Annotated in this window: 22 protein-coding genes; 5 read left to right on the top strand and 17 right to left on the bottom strand. The window is 38.3% G+C overall.

The genetic code is table 11. The features are described from left to right. Window positions 1-284 precede the first annotated feature (284 nt). Both AC4CVF_RS05665 and tkt read right to left on the bottom strand, forming a co-directional pair. Window positions 285-563 carry a hypothetical protein gene (locus tag AC4CVF_RS05665; RefSeq protein WP_336954232.1) on the bottom strand — a complete coding sequence of 93 codons (279 nt, stop codon included), beginning with the start codon at window positions 561-563 and terminating at the stop codon, window positions 285-287. A gap of 718 nt (window positions 564-1281) precedes the next feature. Then, the gene (tkt, locus tag AC4CVF_RS05660) at window positions 1282-3270 is read right to left on the bottom strand and encodes a transketolase (protein WP_419327790.1); all 1989 of its coding nucleotides are present in this window, start codon (window positions 3268-3270) and stop codon (window positions 1282-1284) included. Between the two features lie 568 nt (window positions 3271-3838). Here tkt and metK point away from each other — a divergent pair. Continuing rightward, a complete protein-coding gene (metK, locus tag AC4CVF_RS05655) occupies window positions 3839-5005 on the top strand; it encodes a methionine adenosyltransferase (RefSeq protein ID WP_004719464.1) in 1167 nt (388 codons plus the stop codon). A gap of 258 nt (window positions 5006-5263) precedes the next feature. On the opposite strand, the gene AC4CVF_RS05650 is transcribed toward metK, so the two are convergent. Continuing rightward, window positions 5264-5515: a hypothetical protein gene (locus AC4CVF_RS05650; protein ID WP_336954235.1), complete on the bottom strand. Its 252-nt coding sequence runs from the start codon at window positions 5513-5515 to the stop codon at window positions 5264-5266. Between the two features lie 294 nt (window positions 5516-5809). Here AC4CVF_RS05650 and AC4CVF_RS05645 point away from each other — a divergent pair, with 294 nt between their 5' ends. Then, window positions 5810-5998, top strand: a complete 189-nt coding sequence (locus tag AC4CVF_RS05645) for a hypothetical protein (protein ID WP_336954290.1) — start codon at window positions 5810-5812, stop codon at window positions 5996-5998. On the opposite strand, the gene AC4CVF_RS05640 is transcribed toward AC4CVF_RS05645, so the two are convergent. Together AC4CVF_RS05640 and AC4CVF_RS05635 are read right to left on the bottom strand one after the other, a co-directional pair. Beyond that, on the bottom strand, window positions 5995-6624 hold the full coding sequence (locus tag AC4CVF_RS05640) for a LysE family transporter (RefSeq protein WP_166782296.1): 630 nt from the start codon (window positions 6622-6624) through the stop codon (window positions 5995-5997). The two genes, AC4CVF_RS05645 and AC4CVF_RS05640, sit on opposite strands and share 4 nt — an antisense overlap. Window positions 6625-7170: 546 nt before the next feature. Next, window positions 7171-7737: an FxsA family protein gene (locus AC4CVF_RS05635; protein WP_336954236.1), complete on the bottom strand. Its 567-nt coding sequence runs from the start codon at window positions 7735-7737 to the stop codon at window positions 7171-7173. Window positions 7738-8048: 311 nt separating this feature from the next. Here AC4CVF_RS05635 and ruvC point away from each other — a divergent pair, with 311 nt between their 5' ends. Beyond that, window positions 8049-8594, top strand: a complete 546-nt coding sequence (ruvC, locus tag AC4CVF_RS05630) for a crossover junction endodeoxyribonuclease RuvC (RefSeq protein WP_336954237.1) — start codon at window positions 8049-8051, stop codon at window positions 8592-8594. A gap of 110 nt (window positions 8595-8704) precedes the next feature. On the opposite strand, the gene AC4CVF_RS05625 is transcribed toward ruvC, so the two are convergent. Genes AC4CVF_RS05625 through AC4CVF_RS05610 form a run of 4 tightly spaced genes read right to left on the bottom strand, consistent with a single transcriptional unit; the run spans window position 8705 to window position 11729 of the window. Continuing rightward, window positions 8705-9046: a hypothetical protein gene (locus AC4CVF_RS05625; RefSeq protein WP_336954238.1), complete on the bottom strand. Its 342-nt coding sequence runs from the start codon at window positions 9044-9046 to the stop codon at window positions 8705-8707. Continuing rightward, window positions 9039-9923, bottom strand: coding sequence for a hypothetical protein (locus AC4CVF_RS05620; RefSeq protein ID WP_336954239.1), 885 nt, complete (start codon window positions 9921-9923; stop codon window positions 9039-9041). Before AC4CVF_RS05620 ends, AC4CVF_RS05625 begins: the two co-directional genes overlap by 8 nt. Before the next feature lie 50 nt (window positions 9924-9973). Then, window positions 9974-10246, bottom strand: coding sequence for an acylphosphatase (locus tag AC4CVF_RS05615; protein ID WP_419359589.1), 273 nt, complete (start codon window positions 10244-10246; stop codon window positions 9974-9976). Between the two features lie 7 nt (window positions 10247-10253). Beyond that, window positions 10254-11729 carry an NAD(P)H-hydrate dehydratase gene (locus tag AC4CVF_RS05610; protein ID WP_490789912.1) on the bottom strand — a complete coding sequence of 492 codons (1476 nt, stop codon included), beginning with the start codon at window positions 11727-11729 and terminating at the stop codon, window positions 10254-10256. 46 nt (window positions 11730-11775) lie between these two features. Between AC4CVF_RS05610 and queG the strand changes: the two genes are divergently transcribed. Together queG and bioB are read left to right on the top strand one after the other, a co-directional pair. Continuing rightward, window positions 11776-12870, top strand: coding sequence for a tRNA epoxyqueuosine(34) reductase QueG (queG, locus tag AC4CVF_RS05605; RefSeq protein WP_490789066.1), 1095 nt, complete (start codon window positions 11776-11778; stop codon window positions 12868-12870). 305 nt (window positions 12871-13175) lie between these two features. Further along, window positions 13176-14165, top strand: a complete 990-nt coding sequence (gene bioB / locus AC4CVF_RS05600) for a biotin synthase BioB (RefSeq protein ID WP_336954246.1) — start codon at window positions 13176-13178, stop codon at window positions 14163-14165. A gap of 110 nt (window positions 14166-14275) precedes the next feature. Here bioB and AC4CVF_RS05595 read toward each other — a convergent pair whose 3' ends face one another. The 8 genes from AC4CVF_RS05595 to AC4CVF_RS05560 form a co-directional block, all read right to left on the bottom strand. Continuing rightward, window positions 14276-16168: a M48 family metalloprotease gene (locus tag AC4CVF_RS05595; RefSeq protein ID WP_419359585.1), complete on the bottom strand. Its 1893-nt coding sequence runs from the start codon at window positions 16166-16168 to the stop codon at window positions 14276-14278. 85 nt (window positions 16169-16253) lie between these two features. Further along, window positions 16254-17798, bottom strand: a complete 1545-nt coding sequence (gene purF, locus AC4CVF_RS05590) for an amidophosphoribosyltransferase (RefSeq protein ID WP_336954248.1) — start codon at window positions 17796-17798, stop codon at window positions 16254-16256. Window positions 17799-17822: 24 nt separating this feature from the next. Further along, entirely contained in the window at window positions 17823-18416 is a 594-nt protein-coding gene (locus AC4CVF_RS05585; protein ID WP_336954249.1) for a CvpA family protein, read from the bottom strand. Between the two features lie 3 nt (window positions 18417-18419). After that, window positions 18420-19424: a quinone-dependent dihydroorotate dehydrogenase gene (locus AC4CVF_RS05580; RefSeq protein ID WP_336954251.1), complete on the bottom strand. Its 1005-nt coding sequence runs from the start codon at window positions 19422-19424 to the stop codon at window positions 18420-18422. Between the two features lie 89 nt (window positions 19425-19513). After that, the gene (locus tag AC4CVF_RS05575) at window positions 19514-19993 is read right to left on the bottom strand and encodes a type II secretion system protein M (RefSeq protein WP_419820286.1); all 480 of its coding nucleotides are present in this window, start codon (window positions 19991-19993) and stop codon (window positions 19514-19516) included. After that, window positions 19993-21135 (bottom strand): type II secretion system protein GspL, encoded by a 1143-nt coding sequence (gene gspL, locus AC4CVF_RS05570; protein ID WP_336954254.1) that lies wholly within the window; start codon window positions 21133-21135, stop codon window positions 19993-19995. Before gspL ends, AC4CVF_RS05575 begins: the two co-directional genes overlap by 1 nt. Window positions 21136-21173: 38 nt before the next feature. Then, window positions 21174-21629, bottom strand: coding sequence for a SixA phosphatase family protein (locus AC4CVF_RS05565; RefSeq protein ID WP_336954255.1), 456 nt, complete (start codon window positions 21627-21629; stop codon window positions 21174-21176). Between the two features lie 91 nt (window positions 21630-21720). After that, on the bottom strand, window positions 21721-22794 hold the full coding sequence (locus AC4CVF_RS05560) for an NAD(P)H-dependent glycerol-3-phosphate dehydrogenase (RefSeq protein WP_336954256.1): 1074 nt from the start codon (window positions 22792-22794) through the stop codon (window positions 21721-21723). Window positions 22795-22823 lie beyond the last annotated feature (29 nt).

Below are 22823 nucleotides of genomic sequence, written 5' to 3'. Positions count from 1 at the left end.
CCATCTTCTAGTTTTAAAATAAAAGCAACATAGATAAATTTCAATATTCATGCGTATTAAAGTAAATAGAAATGAGTAAATAAACTTCCATATAATTTGAATATAAATTTTTTTAATAAACAACAGTTAAGTATAGTGTTTTAAATTATCTAAATAAAAGTGGTCTTAGGTTACTGATCTCACCGTTTACTCATATAATTTCCAATTTTTCTACAGTATTATAATATCTGTTTTTATTTGTATTTCTAAAAAGCAAAAAGCCCACTTAAAAGTGAGCTTAATATCTAGCGGATTACCATAACTTTGCCCACTATAACAAGAAATATGCCATATACCCTGTGCAGGGTCAAGCAGTGTGCTTTATATTGAATAAATGGATACCTCACATTTAATGCATCTAAGCCACACTTCACATCAAAACAAGCATCCCTTTCTGCGCGAGCAATAACTGGCATATCCACTGTACCTGATTTAATAACCATTTGGGGCCATGAACTGCTATAAAAATATCGATCAACTATAGCATCCAGCCATTCATCCAATGCTTCAGATTGACCTTGCATATCTAAGATCAGTCGCCGTACTGCTCTTGCTTCATTGTCTGATATCTCACAACAATGCTTGTTCTTCTTGGGGATTAAGACTTTTGAATCATCATTAATCCAATCAGCAATAACACGCTCTCTATGCTCTGATTATTTAGGTATGGACGCATCCTTGAGTGGGTTACTACCTAACCATATTTTTGTTTCTATGCACCATGCAAAGAAGCCTTGAAACATTATTAGATCACGGCGAACAATTGCCCTCCTTAACGGTTTCTAAACGCAATTCCCTCCATTTAACAAGCATTTCTTTATCTACATTTATCAAAGCCTTTGAACAGTCCATATTTTTTAAAGATGTAATTTATTCTGGTGATTTCTTGGGATGCACCTTTTTTATTTATAGATACATTTTCTCGATATTCAATCAGAGCATCTTTAAAAACTATATGTTTAAAATTTTGCACCTTTTCATTTTTCAAGGTGACCTCAAGTTCTTTGGCCCAAGCTTTTGCATCTCTTGCAGTATCAAAAGTTTTCGATTTAGGTGGATGGGGTTTTATTCTAACTGTTGCTGTTACGCTGCCATTTCGCTTTTAAAAAATTGCCAGCTTGTTACCCTAGAATTAATAATTCAGTTTTAAGGAAAAAAAGCCATTGTCTGTTATTTTAAAAGATTTAACAAAGGTAAAAAAACGCCCCTGTTGGGGCGTTTTATATTTAAACAATGTAAGAATTAAGCTGTCAATTCTTTTACAGCGCCAACAACTGCTTCTGTGGTAATACCAAAGAATTGGAACAAATCTTTGGCTGGTGCAGACTCACCGTAAGTTGACATACCAATGACTTTGCCGTCTAAACCTACAAATTTCCACCAGTAATCTACATGTCCAGCTTCAACTGCAACACGTGCACGGATATTTGATGGTAATACCGCTTCACGATATGCAACATCTTGCTTAACAAATTCTTCCGCACATGGCATAGACACCACACGCACACCCTCAAGTTGTGCATATGCTTCCATCGCCAATGAAACTTCTGAACCGGTCGCAATGATGATCGCTTTTAATTCACCTTTTTCTTCAGCCAATACATAACCACCTTTCACAACATTCTCAATCTGAGCTTGAGTACGTGTTTGGAATGGTAAGTTTTGACGAGAGAAAATTAACGCTGTAGGGCCTTCGTTACGTGTTAAAGCAGATTTCCAAGAAATAGACGCTTCAACTGTGTCGCATGGACGCCACGTATTTAAATTTGGTGTACCACGTAAAGATGCAATTTGCTCAACAGGTTGATGTGTTGGACCGTCTTCACCTAGACCAATCGAATCATGGGTATAAACATGGATCACACGTTGTTTCATCAATGCAGACATACGAACTGCATTACGAGCATATTCCATAAACATAAGGAATGTAGCTACATAAGGAATGAAACCACCATGCAATGCTACACCATTGGCAATTGCAGTCATACCAAACTCACGCACACCATAATGTACATAGTTACCCGCAGGATCAGACTCAACCCCTTTCGCGCCTTTCCAAAGTGTAAGGTTTGAACCAGCCAAGTCAGCAGAACCACCTAAGATTTCAGGTAGTAAAGGGGCAAATGCTTGAATCGCATTTTGGCTTGCTTTACGTGTTGCAATGGTTTCACCTTTTGCATTCACTTCAGCAATATAAGCATCCGCTTGTGCCAAAAATTCTGCTGGCAAGTCACCATTGACACGGCGTTTTAACTCAGCCGCTTCTGTTGGGTATTTTGCAGCATAGGTTGCAAAAACGTCATTCCAAGCAGCTTCTGAGGCTGAACCCTTTGCTTTTGCATCCCAAGCTGTATAAACATCGGCAGGAATAACAAACGGCTCTTCTTTCCAGCCCAATGCTTCACGAGTTAATGTAATTTCATCATTACCTAGTGGCGCACCGTGGCAATCTTCTTTACCTTGTTTGTTTGGCGAACCTAAACCAATAATCGTTTTGCAGATAATCAACGTTGGTTTCGAGCTTTCTGCACGCGCAGCAACTGTTGCAGCTCGAATTGCATCTGCATCATGACCGTCTGCACGAAGTACTTGCCAACCATAAGCTTTAAAGCGTTCTTCTGTATCATCAGAGAACCAGCCTTCTACTTCACCATCAATAGAAATACCGTTGTCATCATAATAAACAACGAGTTTTCCAAGACCTAATGTTCCAGCAAGTGAACATGCTTCATGGGAAATACCTTCCATTAAGCAACCATCACCCAAGAAACAGTAAGTGAAGTGATCTACAACTTGAATATCTTCTTTATTAAATTGTGCTGCTAAAGTTTTCTCAGCAAGTGCAAAACCTACAGCATTGGCAACACCTTGACCAAGTGGACCTGTTGTCGTTTCAATCCCTGGTGCATAACCTAATTCTGGGTGACCAGGAGTTTTAGAATGTAACTGGCGGAATTGTTTAATATCTTCAATAGAAAGATCATAACCCGTTAAATGAAGCAAAGCATATTGCAACATTGAACCATGACCATTTGACAATACAAAACGGTCGCGGTTTGCCCATTGTGGGTTGCTTGGATTATGGTTTAAAAATTCACGCCATACGACATCAGCGATATCTGCCATCCCCATTGGAGCACCTGGATGTCCAGAATTAGCTTTTTGCACAGCATCCATAGCCAATACACGAATTGCGTTAGCTATACGACGTTCATTCAGCGGGGTTGTCATAAATCAGAGTCCAATAAATTAAAATATAGGAAGATGAATAGAAAATTCAAAAACTGGGATGTATTGTCTTAAAAAAAGCGATCAGGGTAAAGACTTAAGTCTATATTTATCCGCTTAGGTTGCAAATTAATTAAAAAATATACTGAATAGTCTTAAATCAACGTTAAAAACGGTCTTTTTTCTTATTCACATCGAACATCTCAACATCAGCAAAACAAATTTGATTATGTTTAAGCGATGCAGTTACATTCGGACATTCTTTCACCATCCAATTCAGTCTAAATTTTGAAAATTTCATGCTGATCATTATTCAATAGAACAAGATCTCGCTAAAGCGTTTCACGCGATAAAAAATCATGATAACTTGAATTCAAACTGCCACACTTTTGGTGATTTGCCCAGAAACAATACCCAATCGCAATCTTTTATCAATTTTACTCATGAGCATATCAATTAAAAACACATGAAAATGAATTTAATTCATGCATTTTAGTCAGGTAATGCTAGTCCTCAGGCTGAAGTCGATGTAACATATTGCGTCTTTATAAATTACTGTGATAGGACTTTCATGCGCGAGTATGCTGTTTTTACTTCGGAATCTGTGAGCGAAGGCCATCCAGATAAAATGGCTGACCAAATCAGTGACGCTATCTTGGATGCAATCTTAAAAGAAGACCCATACGCTAGGGTTGCATGCGAAACATTAGTAAAAACTGGTGCAGTCGTTCTTGCAGGTGAAATTACAACGACTGCAAATGTCGATTTTGAAACTATTGTCCGCAATACCGTAAATGGAATTGGCTATCACCATACCGATTTAGGTTTTGATGGTTCAACTTGTGCTGTGATTAACATGGTGGGTAAACAATCACCTGAAATTGCACAAGGTGTAGACCGTCAGAAACCAGAAGACCAAGGTGCAGGTGACCAAGGTTTAATGTTTGGTTATGCAAGCCGTGAAACTGATGTGTTAATGCCAGCACCGATTTCATATGCACATCGCTTAATGGAAAAACAAGCTGAATTACGTCGTAACGGCGCACTACCGTGGTTACGCCCAGATGCAAAGAGCCAAGTAACATTTGCCTACGAAAATGGCAAACCTGTTCGCTTAGATGCAGTTGTTCTTTCAACTCAGCACGATCCTGAAATTTCGCAAGCCAATCTTAAAGAAGCTGTGATTGAAGAAATCGTGAAAAAAATTATCCCTGCTGAAATGTTCCATGCAGGTACTAAATTTCACATCAACCCAACAGGGTTATTTGTGATTGGTGGTCCAGTGGGAGACTGTGGTTTAACCGGTCGTAAAATCATTGTAGATACTTACGGTGGTATGGCGCGTCATGGTGGCGGTGCTTTCTCGGGTAAAGACCCATCAAAAGTTGACCGTTCTGCAGCGTATGCAGGCCGTTATGTTGCAAAAAATATTGTTGCAGCAGGTTTGGCGGATAAATGTGAAATTCAAGTGTCTTATGCAATTGGTGTTGCTGAGCCGACTTCCATTTCGATCAACACATTTAATACCGGTAAAGTATCTGATGAATTGATTATCCAATTGGTTCGTGAGCATTTTGACTTACGTCCATACGGTATCACCCGTATGCTTGACTTGATTCAACCAATGTATAAGCAAACCGCTGCTTATGGCCATTTTGGTCGAGAAGGTTCAGATACTGCATTTACTTGGGAAAAGACAGATAAAGTTGAAGCGCTTAAAGCTTCTGCAAATTTGTAATTCTAGCCTAAGATCTAAATCTAAAAAAGCTCGCAAATGCGAGCTTTTTTATTGAATTAATGTTATCGGGATGAATACCTCAAAATTTTTCCTCCTCTACACCACTGAATTTCTATATGTTAAATATCCTATCGATATTTATAACTTAAAACAGCTCTAATGGTTTGTTTATTTTAATCATTAGCATGATCTAATTTTATTGTTTTTTAAAAAATCAAACCTTTATACAATTAAACCTACCATCTACACTTACATGAATTATTGACCATCTGATTTAGAATCTGGCTGTAATACACTCAATAAAGAAACTTGTGCTGGGGTTTCTGTATTGTGATTTTGCAAATAAATATGTCCCACTTTAAACGTTACTGCTGCAATCAAACAAGCAACCAGACAAAACGTCCATAATCCATATGGGCTTTTAATATGTTGAGAGCCACATTTTGGACAAACTTTTTGTGTTGAACTGACCGCTTCATCACAACAAGCACAATGATATTGTAGAATCATATTCAGATCTCCTTTTAGGCACTATTATTGTTTTTAATTATTACACTACAATTATATCCATATATGTAATGCAAAAAATCTGTTTCTTTTTTTAGTGTACATGATTCGCATCTTTTGACAAGACAAATTTGTTTCAATATATTCTTATATAAATTCAACAACTTAAATTTATATAATAAAAATAAATGATTATAAATCAATACCATCTAATTGTGGATCATTCATTCAATATTCTGTATCACACTGATTCAGGCTATAATCTACGAAGTGAAAGAAATTGTTTTGGAGATTATTTTGGTACAGCTGATTAAAAAAGGCGGATTAAGAGAACGTGCAAATCGCAGTCGTAAATACACGCAATCTGAGAATAATATGAAAACCTTAGATCCGCATCGGTATACCACTCAAGATCCGAACCACAGTCGCAATGATCAACCGTCACAAGAACAGCTTTTAAAATCTCAACCACATCCTGACCATTAAAACATTTTCAAAACATCGACCCACAGGAAAATAGCAAATAATAAGAAAAAGCTTCCTGAAACAATATCGATATAACTTCCAGATTTTTGATAAATGCGCTTAATTTTAGGAATTGACATGATCATCATCAATAGGCTGAAAACTAAAAATGTTTGAATGGGAATAATCACTGCCAATTGCGGTTTTAAATCTGCACCTGCTGTTGAACTCAATGCCAATGAAAAAACACTACTGAAATAAATCACAATCTTAGGATTAGCTAAATTGGTATAAAGCCCTAATAGAAAATAGTTTTTAGGGGGCTGCTCGATCACGCCATCTAAATTGGTATTTTGTTTAAGTGTTGCAATGCCGCCTCTCAACATTGCATAGCCCATTTTGGCAAGGAACAGGCCTCCGATCAGCATCAAGACCTGTTGAATCCACGGCCATTGTTCCAATAAAACCGTAAAACCAAGCAAAGTTAAAGCAACCCATACCACCACACCGGCAGAGATGCCTAGAATGATTTTTAAAGTATTGGCACGTGTTGTCGATGCTGAGCTTTTAGCGACAAGTAATACATCTGGACCAGGACTCAACTGTGCAACAAAGTGTAGTGCACAAATAGTCAATAACATCGACATAATAAAATCTTAGAAATTGTGACTCAGTGATTATATCGTTTGATCAAAAATATGTTTAAGAAATTATGCTTGCTTTAGGGTTTGTTGACATTTCATAAATGGCTTGCGTTGTAGGTTAAAATTGAGCATGAGACGTATACGTCGTAAAGCATGAAGAGAATAGCGAGACTATTTTCGAGTTTCATAACGAAGGCTGAGATAATTTTAGCCACAACCCTGAGCAAGAACAAAGCATTGCTTTGTTTGCAGCGCAAGGCGCAGCGGGGACTAGCGTGTTTTTTGACGCTACGTCGTTACCTTGCGAAACGATGTTTCTTATCATTTAGAATGACTAAATTTCGTATTTCGTATTTCGTATTTCGTATTTCGTATTTCGTATTTCGTATTTCGTATTTCGTATTTCGTATTTCGTATTTCGTGCCTAGTATCGCCTAAAAAACACTCATAGTCGCAAACGTAGACGAATTGTCCACAGACCCTATGATTTCAGGCATAAAAAAGCCGAATCATTGATTCGGCGTTCTATTCAACATCGTAGACTGTATTTTACTTTTTATTTATATCTTTCAATTCAATTTGTTTATGCTGCGGTTCAACTTCATGCGCTTCACCATCAATAATGGTTGAATCACGATGTTGCCCAGATTGCTGGTTTTGCATATCCTGCATTTGACGCATCAAATCTGCAAATGGGTTTTGACCTTGAGCACCACCCATGTCCCCCATTCCACCCATCATATTGTTCATCATGGCTTGTTGCTTTTTCGCCATATATTTCATACCAGCATTTTTAATTGCATTCTGTACAGGTGGAAGAATAACCAGTAGCGCCAAGACATCGGTGATTAAACCTGGAATCATCAACAAAATACCCGCAAATGCTGTCGCCATTTTTTTGGCAATTGCAGGATCATTCCCCATCATTCCTGTCATTTGCATTTGTTGTAATTGCGGCATAATTGTTGCGGTACTTGAGCGCAACAAGTTTAAACCAATTACAAAAGCAATGATAAACCAGAAAAATACGTACCAACCGCTAATGAACTGGGCTACACCAATCCATACAGCAATTTCAAGAATCGTACCAATTAAAATAATAGGAAAAAGTTTCATCGAAACAAGGCATCTCAAAGATAAATTAAAAGTGAGCTTGAAAATTCACATATAAAAACAATGAATTTCGTTGCTTCTATCATTTATATGGGCAGTTAAAAAATTTTAAAGGGTAATTTTGTGTTCTAACAGCGATTTTGTATATTTGTGCAATTTATTGACTAAGGTTTTACAAATAATGAGCACCCTCGCACTGTGCTTATAGGAAATAATACTGATGTGTACTTTGATTATACAACTAAGTGAAAATTTTACTTACAATTCATTTTTAGAATCATATAATTGAAGCAAGACTTACTATAAGCAGTATTATGCCTTTAATTATTGGAATTGACCCCGGTTCACGCTTAACAGGTTATGGCATCATTGAAAAAGATGGTCAAAAACTTACTTTTGTTGATGCTGGTACAATTCGCACTGAAACAACTGAAATGCCTGAGCGACTCAAACGAATTTTTGCTGGAGTTGAACGCATTGTTCAGTTTCATGGCCCTACAGAAGCTGCTGTAGAGCAAGTATTTATGGCACAAAACCCTGATTCTGCTTTAAAACTTGGGCAAGCGCGTGGTGCTGCAATTGCCGCATTGGTCAATTTAGACTTACAAGTTGCAGAATATACAGCTCGTCAAATTAAACAATCTGTTGTGGGCTATGGTGCTGCAGACAAAGAACAAGTTCAGTTGATGGTGATGAAGTTACTCAACTTATCAATCCAACCCCAACAAGATGCTGCCGATGCACTCGCTGCAGCAATTTGCCATGCCCATGCTTCTGGCAGTATGAGCAAACTAGCTGTACTGAATGCTTTAGGCGGTATGGCTCGTGGGCGGAGTCGCAATAGTAGTCGTCGACGTTAATTTATATACTCCACCAAAACGCCTCGCTCTACCCATGTCTAAGCCCAAGCTATATCAGTCATAAAGGTGAATTCAAAGCGTTTTTATTTATTGAGATGGTACAGCCCATCTCAAGTTAAATAAGGCAAAGTATCTTTTCGAATCTCACGAATACTGGGCTGCTTCGTATAGGTTGCAATTAACATTTTTCCAGAAGTTCTTAAATTTTTCTTCTGTTCAGAATCAACACGAATCAACACCAACTCTTCAGGGATACGTGGATTACTCCCTTCTCGACATATTATGAAATTTTGATTCCGTTCAAGAATGGTATAACTTGGAAATTCTTTTTGCAACTTTGCTTTAAATGACAAAGACTTATCTTCTTTTTTTCCACTATCGAGTTGGGTATAAATAATCAATACCAAACACGCAGCAAATACAATTCCAACAACTAAATATTTATCAATCATGTAATTTCACTCGAATATACTTCTGCTGTTTTTCATTATACTGATAAACATGGGTTTCATTTATAGGCACAATTTTAGCGATATCACCAACATAGATTTGTTGCGTACCAGAATAGTGAATTTCAATATCGTACAAACCCTCATGCTCAGTGCTTAAAAAACGATAATCAGCTTGTGTATTGTAGATTTTATCACTTCCTGTCACTTCATTGTCATTCCCAATTTCTGCAACTTCCAATTTGACCATTGCAGGGTTTTCATCAAATGGGATGATATAGAGCGTGCTCGTTGAATAGCCTTGTCGACTATAGGCTTGTTCTTCAACATAGCCTTTTATTCTCGGACCAATTTTTCGAATATTTTTAACTATATTTTCAGTCGGATAAGGCAAATAATTAAAATCTGCATTCATCCAACTATTTTCATCCTGACTCTGGCTCACTAACTCAAATTGACCTAAAGCATTTTTCTTAAATAGGTAGATTTTAGTAAATGTTGCGCATACACCACAAAAGTTTAGTAGTTCATTATTTTTATCTATCGAAACTTCTGTCGTACTTATAAGATAGCGCAACTCATTTTGAGCATTTTGATAAGCACTCGCAGGGCTAAATACAATTACAGCATCATCACGATCAAAGACATGGGTATATTCGGGATTTTTAATCCCGACATACTGTATGTTACTCTGATCTAATTGAGGGATTTTGACATATTGGATCTGTTTTTGATAAAAAGACTTCATCACAGTTTTAAAGTCCAAATTTTTTAAAGCAATCTTATTCTTATTCGTCACAGCATCTACTGGTTGTGCGACAAGCTCAGTATGAATACCGCAAATCAAAATACAGCTTAATAAAATTTTGTTGATCATCATATGTAATATTGATTGATATCAGTATGTGGTTGCTATTCTAAATAATCTCTTTAACGAATCATCTTAAAATCAGTATAGTCTAAACCATGATTAAGGTTTTGTTGTTCAATACTGCTCACATCAGCACGTAACGGACCAACATAGCAATGACGAATCAAACTTAAAATCGCTTGTTCATCTCCGATCACAACAGCTTCAACCTCTCCTGTAGTTAGGTTTTTCACATAACCTTTTAAATCCAATTGTAAAGCTTCTTTTTCAAACCACCGACGGTAACCTACAGCTTGAACTTTACCACGAATTAACAATTTAACCGCTTTCATCGCAAACTCACTCCTCACAATGATTGACCACATAGTAGACAGCATCACGCATTTGCTGTGCCTGTAAACCGCGCATACCGTTTTTTGCGAGCCTATCACCTGCCAAAGCATGCAAGGTGACAATTTCATGTAAATGAATATTTTCATCAAACTGTGCTTTTAAACTAGCAATCATTCCTGCAAGAACATCTCCCATTCCACCAGTGCCCATGCCTGCATTCCCCGCAGTACAGATCCATAGATGTTTTTCTAAAATCAAACTTCCAGAACCTTTAAGTACCCACTGGCCTGAATATTTTTGCTGAAGTTTTTGAATCGCAGCAATACGATCATGTTCAATTTCTGCCACTGAGCAATTTAATAATTTAGCAGCCTCACCAGGATGAGGGGTCAGGTAAGTTCGTTGATTGAGTTGAACAGCTTGTTCAGCTAAAAACCATAAAGCATCAGCATCTAAAACCACTTGTAGCTGTGGGTTTAAGTGGATAGGTGAAAACCATTTTGAAAATTGTTGTTTTGCCCAAGCATCACGTCCTAAACCCATGCCAAAACTAACAGCATCCACATGGCTTAATAAATCTTGAATATCTAAATCATTTAAAGCATTGATATCTCTCAGCATGATATTAGGAGAGCGTGCCAGAATTGCAGTGTGATGTTTGGCATGGCATACAATCGTGACCTTTCCTGCACCCGCACTAAATGCAGATTCAGCAGCTAACATGACTGCTCCCCCCATCTCTGCATGCCCACCAACTACCAAAACATGCCCATAGCTGCCTTTATGACCAAACGCTTGGCGTTGTGGCAATTGGATCTGTTTGGGTGACAACTGTGCGACTGCTTTTAATTGCGAGTCTACTGGGACGACTGAAATGAGCTCAATTTGCCCCGTATATTCTCGACCTTGTCCTGTAAACAAACCCGCTTTAAGGCCTAAAACAGTCAATGTTTGATCTGCTTTTACCGCCACAGGTAAAGGTTGTCCTGTATTGGCACTTAAACCGCTCGGAATATCAATGGCTACTTTTAAACCTGATTGGGTATTATAGTGTTGAATAATCGCTTGCAATGCATCATCCAAATCACGATTTAAACCAATACCAAACAATGCATCAATATGACAATCAAACCGCTTTTGGATATTAAAATGTGGATGGATTTTGAGTTGATCTGCCTGTGCTAATTCAATTGCCGCCTTCAACTGCTGAGAATGCCCTGCTTCAGTTGCAAATATTTCGACTTGATAACCGTATTGATGCAAATAATGAGCAACACAATAGCCATCACCAGCATTATTTCCCGCACCGCACCACAGCGCAACAGTAGTAATTGAGGGAGAAGCTTGTTGAAACAAAATATTTAAGTGTTGCGCAATCGACCAAGCCACCTGTTGCATTAAACCAAAAGTGCTATTTTGCTGAGCAAACCAACGCGCTTCCCATGCTTGTATTTCACGGCTGTGATAAACTTGCTGATGCATCATTCTGTCCTTTTCTTCTCACTATTTTATAGCGCATTGATTCATTATGTCGGCAACTTTAACTTTGCAATCCATTCCCTTGCAACAGCTTGATCTTCAAGAACTAAAGTCTTGGATCAAACAACAGGCTTTGCAACTGGGCTTTGCTGATTGTGTCATTGCTTGTCCTGATGCTCAAGCTGAATTACCACGATTTAAAGAATATTTAAAACGCGGATACCATGGCGATATGAAGTTTTTAGAAGAAAATTTAGAAAAAAGAGCGGATCCCACACTATTGGTTCCAGGCACGAAAAGTATCATCTGTGTACGAATGAACTATTTGGTTGAAACACCAAAACCACGTTATGTCCCAGATGAACCCAATTCAGCCATTATTGCCCGTTATGCACGTGGACGTGACTATCATAAAATCATGCGTGGTCGGTTAAAAACCTTGGCAACCCTCATTAAAGAAAAAGTTGGTCCGTTTGAATCTCGCCCCTTTGCGGACTCGGCACCAGTATTTGAAAAATCACTGGCAGAAAGTGCAGGAATGGGATGGACGGGTAAACATACTTTATTGATTCATAAAAAATCGGGTTCCTTTTTTGTTTTAGGTGAATTATTTACTTCACTTGATTTACCCTTTGATGAACCGTCAACGCCTCATTGTGGTTCATGTTCAGCCTGTATCGATATTTGCCCAACACAAGCGATCGTTGAGCCGTATATGCTGGATGCGCGCAGATGTATCGCCTATTTAACCATCGAATATAAGGGAATTATTCCTGAAGAGTTAAGACGTGGTATTGGTAACCGTGTTTTTGGCTGTGACGATTGTCAACTGATTTGTCCTTGGAACAGTTTTGCCAAAAAAGCCTCAATTGAAGACTTTAATCCACGTCATGGCTTAGACAATATTAATTTATTAGATTTATGGCAATGGGATGAGCAAACCTTCCTCAACTGTACTGAAGGAAGTCCCATCCGACGTACAGGCTTTCAAAGCTTTATGCGCAATATTGCAATCGGCTTAGGTAATGCACCGTATTCAGCCCAAATTATTACAGCTTTGACCCAAAATAGAGCCCTACATGATGAAGTTGTGCAAGTCCATATTGATTGGGCTATTAAAGAGCAAAGCTCTAAACAAGGCTAAATTCAAGCTCATTTATGCCCTTAAATTGTGCCAAATTATAATTTTCAGATCGTTACAAAGTTCGTAATTTTTGAATATTTTAATAACCAATACACTGAAGTTAACAAAAATTAAAGTTAAAATTTTGTGAGTAAATCACAAGAAATGTGATTAACTTTGCAACTATATTTATAATTTTAGTTCTCTATACTCTTGATCATTTTAATCGTAAGATACCATCATATTTGTACTTTTTTGCCCTATAGAATTGGCATGAATTATGTATTATATACAGGGATAGATAATGATTATCATGGATTTAATTAATGACAGTACGTAATGACTGGGCTCGTGAAGAAATTCAAGCTTTATATGAACAGCCTTTTTTAGACTTAGTTTTCAAAGCACAGCAAATTCATCGTGAACACTTTGATGCCAATACCATCCAAGTCAGTACTTTACTTTCAATTAAAACTGGTAAGTGCCCTGAAGATTGCAAATATTGTTCGCAATCTGCACGCTATGATTCAAAATTAGAAGCTGAAAAACGTATTGCGGTTGATAAAGTAATCAGTGAAGCAAAAGAAGCCATTGAATCAGGTTCTTCGCGTTTTTGTATGGGTGCAGCATGGCGAAACCCACATGAGCGTGATATGCCTTATGTCCTCGAAATGGTGCGTGAAGTTAAAGCCTTAGGTTTAGAAACCTGCATGACACTGGGTATGCTTAACCAATCACAAGCTGAACGTTTACATGCAGCAGGCTTAGATTATTACAACCATAACTTAGATACGTCTCGTGAATACTATTCACATATTATCAGCACCCGTACTTTTGATGATCGCTTAGACACCTTGGATCATGTTCGTAATGCAGGTATGAAAGTCTGTAGTGGCGGTATTGTTGGACTGGGTGAAAATCGTAATGATCGTATTGGATTATTACATGAATTAGCAACCTTGCCTGTTCATCCTGAATCTGTACCGATCAACATGCTTGTCCCAATTGAAGGTACACCACTTGCAGATGTTGAAAAACTTGATGTCACAGAATGGATTCGTACTATTGCGGTTGCGCGTATTATCATGCCACACAGCTATATCCGTCTTTCTGCTGGCCGTGAATCTCTCACTGACTCAGATCAAGCTTTAGCCTTTATGGCAGGTGCAAACTCGCTATTTAGTGGTGAAAAATTATTAACCACACCGAATGCAGGCGAAGGTAAAGACAAACAACTGTTTAATAAGTTAGGTTTAAAAGCAGAAAAAGCCAAACCAACAGTGGCTGAGCTTTCTGTCGATGCTATGGCGAGTTAATTCAAAGTTTCGTGAACACCACTTCAAAAAAAAGGGGTGTTCGCGTTTCCCATTTGATTCTTTTTATTATACTTTCTATGATTACGTCACTACAACTTACTTTACATTTGTTAAATAATCATCACACTATTCTTTTTTTGCATTTGATCTACGATATCATCTGTGGCAAAGCCAAGTCGCCAATACAGCAATTGCAGTACATCTAGTTCATCTTGCGTAATAATTCGATCATTCCACAAACAAATTTCAGCCACGCCCAAAATACTTAGGCGATCACGTAATAATAACCCTGCAATATCATTTAAGATTTCTCCCAAATCAATAGGTTCATCTGAGATTTCCTCAAACAGTTCTAACTCATCCTTAGACAAAACCCGTTCTAAAATCTCATAACGTACATCAAGCTGATTGGCACTGTTAATTTGCTGTACGTGCAGTAATGCATCAATCAAGCGCACAATTTGCGGCTTCACCGTTTCCAATGATGAGGGTGTATGCATCGGCAGCAAATGCAATTCAGCCTTTACACGTTCAATCAGCAATGCATCTAACAAACCAATCTCGCCATCTTCTTGAATAATTTTCGCTAGCTTGGTCACAAATTGACGTGCACTGGTCGCAGGCATATTACCAAGATTTTCACAGGCATCATGGAAAATTTGAATATGCACCCGACCATCTAAATTCAAAAGTGAGTCAATAATTGCACGACTCACCTCTGCATCAGATGGAATAAATTCGCGATACTGTCGAATCATTAAGATGGCGACCATCACCTCACGAGAACCCGTTGCTGTTTGCATAGCGCGCTGAATCAAGTCAGAACGCTCAATTTGACGGCGTACTTCTGGATTTAAAGGCTTAATTGCATCGTTTAAAGCAAAACTAATCGGCGATAATCGTAACAGAGGTAGCGGCTGTGGAGATACCCACGGGTTATAAACATCCCCTGTTGATTCTTCCAAAGGTCGCAACAAACTAAATAAAGGCTGACTGCGTAATTTTTTTAAATTTTCGAGCTGTAAATCCTGTAATAGTGTTGGATTTAACTCATAAATACGGTCTTCAATACTTGGATGGATATTTAACCAACTTTGCGGACTTAATGAATTAGCAAAACACATATGCGCAATGGCTTCTGAAAACTCACTATGAATTTGAGAACCTGCGTGATGCACATAGATCCGTAATAACGTTTGTACATTGGCATTATTTAACAATAACTTTTTAGTTTTATAATCGTTATAAAAAGTACGCCCCCCTAAAGTGAAATATTTAATCAAACGATTAATTAAAATCCCCATACTACCTAACAGCCAAATCACGCCACCAACAGCAACAAAACTGGTTTCAAATTTATGCTGATTTCCCTTGGCGTTATAACGATTAAAACCCTGTTTTGCGATTTTACTTCCCAACTGGCTAAAGGTAATTAAACCACTATATAAAATTTTAAGTCGGGTATTTTCACGTGCTTCACCTGACAAAATTTGATTAAACTCATGACCGAGCAAACCATAAAGTTCTAATTCATCCAAGTTCTGTAATGCACCCCAAGTCAGGATAATCACTGTATCTCTTGGATGGAATCCAGCAGTTAATGCATTAACCCCAACTTCATCTGGCAAAACATATAATGTAGGTGCATCAATTTCAAAAGTCTCCGCAAATTTATCTGCTAGTTTTAATGCTACACTTTCTTCAGGTGTGCTTTCAATTTGACTTAAACGACGGGCTTTTAATTGCTTTGCAAGTGAATGACCACCTGTACGGAAGACATAAAATTCATATGCGATTGACCATCCAATAATGACAATGATCAAGCCTACACAGTATGGGCTGAGAATATTCCACCAAATCTCTTGATCTGGGTCTGCATAGTGAACCAGCAACCCTAAAACAGTATTTAGAATAAAAATCGTCAAAATGACCGCAAGTAAACAAATACTTGCAGACCACAACATATTTTTGTTTTTTATCAAATAATGACTGACATCTTTCAATGTAAAATTCCTCATTACATTGCAAAATACTATAAATGAAAAAAGCGGGAACTTCCCGCTTTTTCTCAATGTAAATCAAAGTTGATTACATTTCTTCTTTGATACCACTCAAATCAACAGATGCAGCATCGATATTGACATCAATATAACCATCTTTCTCTTTTTTAGCAGTATCACTACGACTTTGCTCCAGATCAGTTAAATATTGTTCATCAATATCACCTGTCACATAAACACCATCAAACACTGAACAATCAAACTCTTGCACTACAGGAACCTTACTGGTTCTTACTGCAGCTTTTAGATCATCCAAGTCTTGAAAGATTAAACGATCGGCGCCAATGATTCCCTGTATTTCTTCGACACTACGATGTGAAGCAATCAATTCTGCTTTTGCTGGCATATCAATACCATACACATTTGGATATTTCACCATAGGTGCAGCAGAGGCAAAATAGACTTTTTTTGCACCAGCATCACGTGCCATTTGAATGATTTCATTACAAGTCGTACCACGTACAATCGAATCATCAACTAACAAAACGTTCTTACCTTTAAACTCAAGCTCTACAGGGTTGAGTTTTTGACGTACGGATTTGGTACGTTGTTGTTGGCCCGGCATAATAAAGGTACGGCCAATATAACGGTTTTTCATGAAACCTTCACGGAATTTCACACCCAGCATATTCGCCAACTCTAAAGCAGAAGTACGACTTGTATCTGGAATTGGAATCACCACGTCGATGTCATGCATATCACCCCATTCATGAAGAATTTTCTTCGCAAGGGTTTCACCCATTTTCAAACGTGCTTTATATACCGAAATACCATCAATTATTGCGTCTGGACGCGCAAAATAAACGTATTCAAAAATACATGGGCGGTAGCGCGAATTTGCAGCACACTGTTGTGAAAAGAATTCACCTTTTGAATTGATAAAGATCGCTTCACCAGGCTCAATATCACGCTCTACCTTAAATCCTAATGCTGTTATTGCAACAGATTCCGATGCGATGATATATTCTGTTTCACCATTTTCAGTTAAACGTGAACCATAAATAAGTGGACGAATACCATTCGGATCACGAAAACCAACAATGCCATGCCCTGTGATCATTGCAACGACGCCATAAGCACCTTTACAACGCTCATGCACACGTTTAACCGTATGAAAAATATCATCAGGCATTGGCGTTAATGATGCACATTTTTGCAATTCATGAGCAAAAACGTTTAACAATACTTCTGAGTCTGAGTCCGTATTCATATGACGTAAGTCAGTTTTGAATAAGTCATCGTGAATATCAGCTGCATTGGTTAAGTTACCATTATGAGCCAAAGTAATCCCATACGGTGAGTTTACATAGAAAGGCTGCGCTTCTGCACTACTTGAAGAACCAGCAGTTGGATAACGCACGTGACCAATACCATAGTTACCGAGTAACGCACGCATGTGGCGAGTATGAAATACATCACGTACCATACCATTATCTTTTCTTAGAAAAAGACGTCCATTATGACAAGTCACAATCCCAGCCGCATCTTGCCCACGATGTTGTAACATCGTCAACGCATCAAATAACATTTGGTTTACAGGTGCTTTACCTGCTATACCAACGACTCCACACATAACTACCTCGCAGACCAGCTAGGACTAATAAAACGGATTCTTTGTCGAATGTGCTGATTTTTCATCGTTTTGAATATCCGATGATCGATCAGTCTTCGTTACAGAAGCATCATCGGAACGATCTTCTGAATGTATATGATGTAATGCTTCATTTGCAGCATCTTTAGAGATTTCAGATGCCAAAGGTGCAAATGGTAAAAGCGTCTGAATGAATTTGGATTGTTTCCAAGTTGGAGAACTTTCAACCCACGGCCCTAAACCTTGCATAGTAATGAGGACGATGAACAAACCTTTCAAGGCACCCAAAGCACTTCCAGCTAAACGATTTAATGGACCGAGTTTTAAAGTTTTTAAAATCTGATTAAGTAAAGCAGTGACAATCCATGTTAAAACAATAATGACCAAGACAATAAAAGCAAATGCAGCAATTTTCTGCACCACAGGATCCTGACTGAGTGCAGACATTGAAGGTGCGATGATATTGGCATATTTGGCACCGACAATCAGTGCAAATATCCATCCTATCAAGTTCGCAAAGGCTTTCACGAATCCTTGTCGCAAACCGTTTAGCCCTCCAATGAGCAATAGAATCAGAATAATAATGTCTAAGGTATTCATATTTTAAATCATAGCGTCAACACAGTCTTTAATGAGTATAGGACCTGTATAGATCATACCACTATAAATTTGGACTAAGCTTGCGCCGGCTTGTTGTTTTGCAACAGCTTGTTCACCAGATAAAATTCCACCAACACCGATTAAAGGAATTTTCCCCTGCAAAATTTTTGAAAAAGCCGCCAAACATGCCGTGCTCTTTTCAAATACTGGCGCACCGGATAAACCACCCGCTTCATCACCAAATGGTAAACCTTCAACCCCCTCACGGGATAATGTTGTATTGGTCACAATCAATCCATCAATTTTAAACTGCAACAATTGTGATGCAATAAATTCAATATCTGAAGCTTCTAGATCTGGTGCAACTTTCAACACTAAAGGAACATAGTGTTGCAATTCTTCTGCCAACTCTAACTGACGTTTTTTCAGTGTTTCCAAAAGTTCAGTGAGGGCATGGCCACTTTGTAAAGAACGTAAATTCTTGGTGTTTGGAGATGAGATATTAACAGTAATATAAGATGCGTAGTTATAAACTTTTTCAAGACAAACTAAATAATCAGAAACTGCATCTTCAACTGGTGTTGTGGCATTTTTACCAATATTGATACCAAGAATGCCTTTAAATTTTGCGGCTTTAACATTCTCAACCAATTGATCCACACCATCATTATTAAACCCCATACGGTTAATAATTGCTTTGGCTTGGGGAATACGGAAAAGGCGTGGCTTGGGATTGCCCTCTTGTGGTTTAGGCGTAATGGTTCCAATTTCAATAAAACCAAATCCTAAACCCGCTAAGGCATCGATATAAGCGCCATTTTTATCTAGTCCTGCTGCTAGGCCAACTGGATTTGGAAACTCAATTCCCATGCAAGTGACTGGTTTGGCAGCAACAGTTTGACGAATCGCCCCCATTCTATGGGCAGATTTAAGCATGGATAATGTGAGTTCATGTGCACGCTCTGGTGCTAAAGAAAACAACAAAGGGCGAGCAAGTGAATACATCATAGCTACAAAAGTCTACTGCTTTTTAAGTTGCCATATTATAGGCACAGTATGTTGAAAAGGCTATGCTTGAACTGTGTTTATTTTCGCTACTACTGTACCGTCGCTGTTAATTTAATCTGCCCACCTTCTTTGGCTAACTCCATCTTTTCCAAACTTACACCCATTTGGGCAATTTGGGTTAAAAAGTTTGCTAAAACGGCATAGTTTTGATGTTGTGCAATAATCTGAAATTGCTCACCCACTTGCTGCGAGGCAACCGAAAGCCCTTGTTGTTGTGCTACACGTTGAATTTTATCTGCGGTGGTTAAAGCCAAGTCATCTGCAGGCTTCATAGTCACCACATTACTTTGCATCCAAACCACAAGATCTTTCATCTGATTTAAACGTGCTTGCTGTTTTTCGGCAGCTTTATGGGTGTACCACAATGCCGCACCCACAATTGCCACAATGACAAAAATCGTAGTGAAAATAACCATGACACGTTCACGTGGTGATATTTTTTCTAAATTATCTGCGATTTTCTCAGACCATATATCCAGTCGATTTTGCACATTTTCCATTGTTTTCATTATTGTATCTTCACCAAACCAACGACAGATGCACCTTGCGTCTGAACATTACCTAATTCCGCTTTAAAGCCCTGTTGATTCAGTTGCGTTACCAAGGTCTGTAAGCCTTCAGCATTTTTCGCCACCAGATCCATGTTTAACACAGCTGTATCATAATTCACACGACTGGCAATGATCTGATGTTGCATCAGAATAGGCCCAACACGGCTGAGTAATTGTAAAGCTTGCGTATTGGCACTCTGACTAAGTGCTAATTTATTTTTAAACTGACGCTCTACAGACTCTTCTGTAATCCGTTGCTCATTTGGAAACCACTTTTTGTACTGATCCACTGCAATTAAAGCAGTTTGATCCGCAACTTTCTTTAGTTTAATCCAACGCAAAGCATCATAACTCAATTGCGCAATGATCAACACAACCACCAATACTGCACAGGCTTGCCAATAACGAGAAACACCTTGATTGGCTTGCTTGGCTTTTGGCAATACATTATAAGGATGTTGTTTAGTTTTTTTGATTTCACTAAATTGATAATCAAAAGGCTCACGTTGATCCGCTGTAGCAATGGCAAATAAGCTGACCGCTTGCTCATCTGTCAATCCACTATATAGATAATTTTTTTCTCGATCAGCAAAATCTAAATATACACTGATATCATCAATCGAATTACCAAGAAACTCACCTTCTCGAACCAATAATTGCCCATTGATATTGGCCAAAATCGTCTGTCCAGCTTCTGGTGCGGGCAGCATCAAAAAGTCAGGTAATAAAGATACGATTTTTAACGGAATCAATGACAAGGAATGCTGCATTGTTGTGACAGCATATTGATGAATCCCCAATATTGAAACCTGATCCGGTTGTTGAAAGTATGAAAACACTTTCATCTGATCAATCGGCAAAATCACATATTCTTCTAATAAATATTTGACACCATCTACACCCAATTGTTTATATTGAGTTTTACTAAATTTCTGTTGAAGAATTTGCACTTCACGACTGGGGAAGAAAACCACAGCTTCTTCACCTTGGTAAAGTTTAATATCTTGTATTAATTGTTCTAGGGTCGAAGATTTAGTCCAATCACTTCCTCGAGACCACTGCCAAACCCCATTGGCTTCAGGCATCCATAAGTACAACATTTATCGTTTTCTGCCGTTAAGTTCTTTTAACAATGCTTTTATACAGTTGGAATAAAGGCTTTATCTTGTGTAGATAGACCATTTGCAATCACAGTTTGCTCATAGATACGAGCCTCTGCTAAGGCAAAAGGATTAAAATGTTCATGTGTCAACTGTTCAGCAATATGTGCAACAACATTCATATGACATACCACAACAATACGTTCAAATGGCAATTGTGACAACCACTCGATTGCTAATTTTGCATCATCATCTGGCTTTATTTTATCACAGACTAATACTGATACATCTGGGAAGTAAGTCTGTATGTGCGCCAATGTTTCTTGTGCTCTCAATAAAGTACTTACAACAAATACATCAGGCTGTACGTTTTGTTTTAAAAAATTAGCCGTTTGTTCTGCTTGTAAATGCCCGCGTTGTGTTAAAGGTCGTTTACTGTCCACCCCATTGACGGGTGGAGCTGCTTCACCATGACGCACCAAAGTCAGTTGCATAAGATTTCCTTTTAAATATTGCACTGATTATAACGAGGCTTTGTTACAAATCCATCTCTAAAGCTTGAAATATTGTCCTAACAACATGCCATTAAACTTCGTTATGTGGAAGGACAAACTCTACATCACTACGATGCCCATTCTTCATTAAAGAAACAGCAATATTGAGTGGTGGTGCACCGTCAAAAATAACCTCATACAACGCAGTTGTAATTGGCATATAGACATCCAACTCCTTTGCACGTGCATTGACTTGTACAATGGTATTGATCCCTTCAGCGGTTTGACCCAGTTCAGATGTTGCTTGTTCCAGTGTCTTTCCAGAACCCAAGGCAAAACCAACTTGATAATTTCGGCTCAACGGGCTATTACAGGTCGCAAAAAGATCACCAACACCAGACAAGCCTAAGAAGGTTAAAGGATTTGCACCCAACTTAACTGCAAAGCGGCTCATTTCAGCCAAGGCACGGGTTAAAATCATACTCTTGGTATTTTCACCGACTTTATAAGCTGCCGCCATTCCCATTGCAACAGCATAAATATTTTTAAGTGCCCCCCCCAATTCGACACCATGCACATCGTCACTGCCAAATACTCGAAACAAGGCACTATGCAGTGCTTGTTGTACGGCATAACGTACTAACTCACTATCACTGGCAATCACTGTACCCGCAGGTTGTCCTGCAACAATTTCTTTGGCTAAATTTGGCCCTGAAAGAACACCATAAGGAACTTCAGGAAGCTCCTCACGAATGATGTCACTCATAAAACTAAAGGTTTTTGCTTCAATCCCTTTGGTTAATGAAACAACGGCTTGCGCACTGATAAAAGGTTTAATTTGACGTAAAACATCACGAAAAGAATGACTTGGAATTGCGACCAGAATAATATCGCGATCACGCACTGCATCTTCTAGATTTGACTCAGCACGTAAGCCCGTCTCCAATTGAAAATCAGGTAAATAGCGTTTATTTACATGGGTTGCATTAATTTCGGCAGCTATACTTTCATCACGAATCCAAATCATGGTGTCGCAACCATTACGTACTGCTGTATTTGCCATTGCAGTACCAAAACTACCGCCACCCAGTACAGTCACTCGTAATGCTGTTTTCTGACCCAAAACAATAGGTTCAACTAAATCTTTAAATTGTAAATCCGACATTTATTGTTATCCTAAAATGCTTATCCTAA

It is taken from the genome of Acinetobacter sp. LipI_19 (genome assembly GCF_058242925.1).
This window is presented reverse-complemented; position numbering and strand designations above follow the sequence as displayed.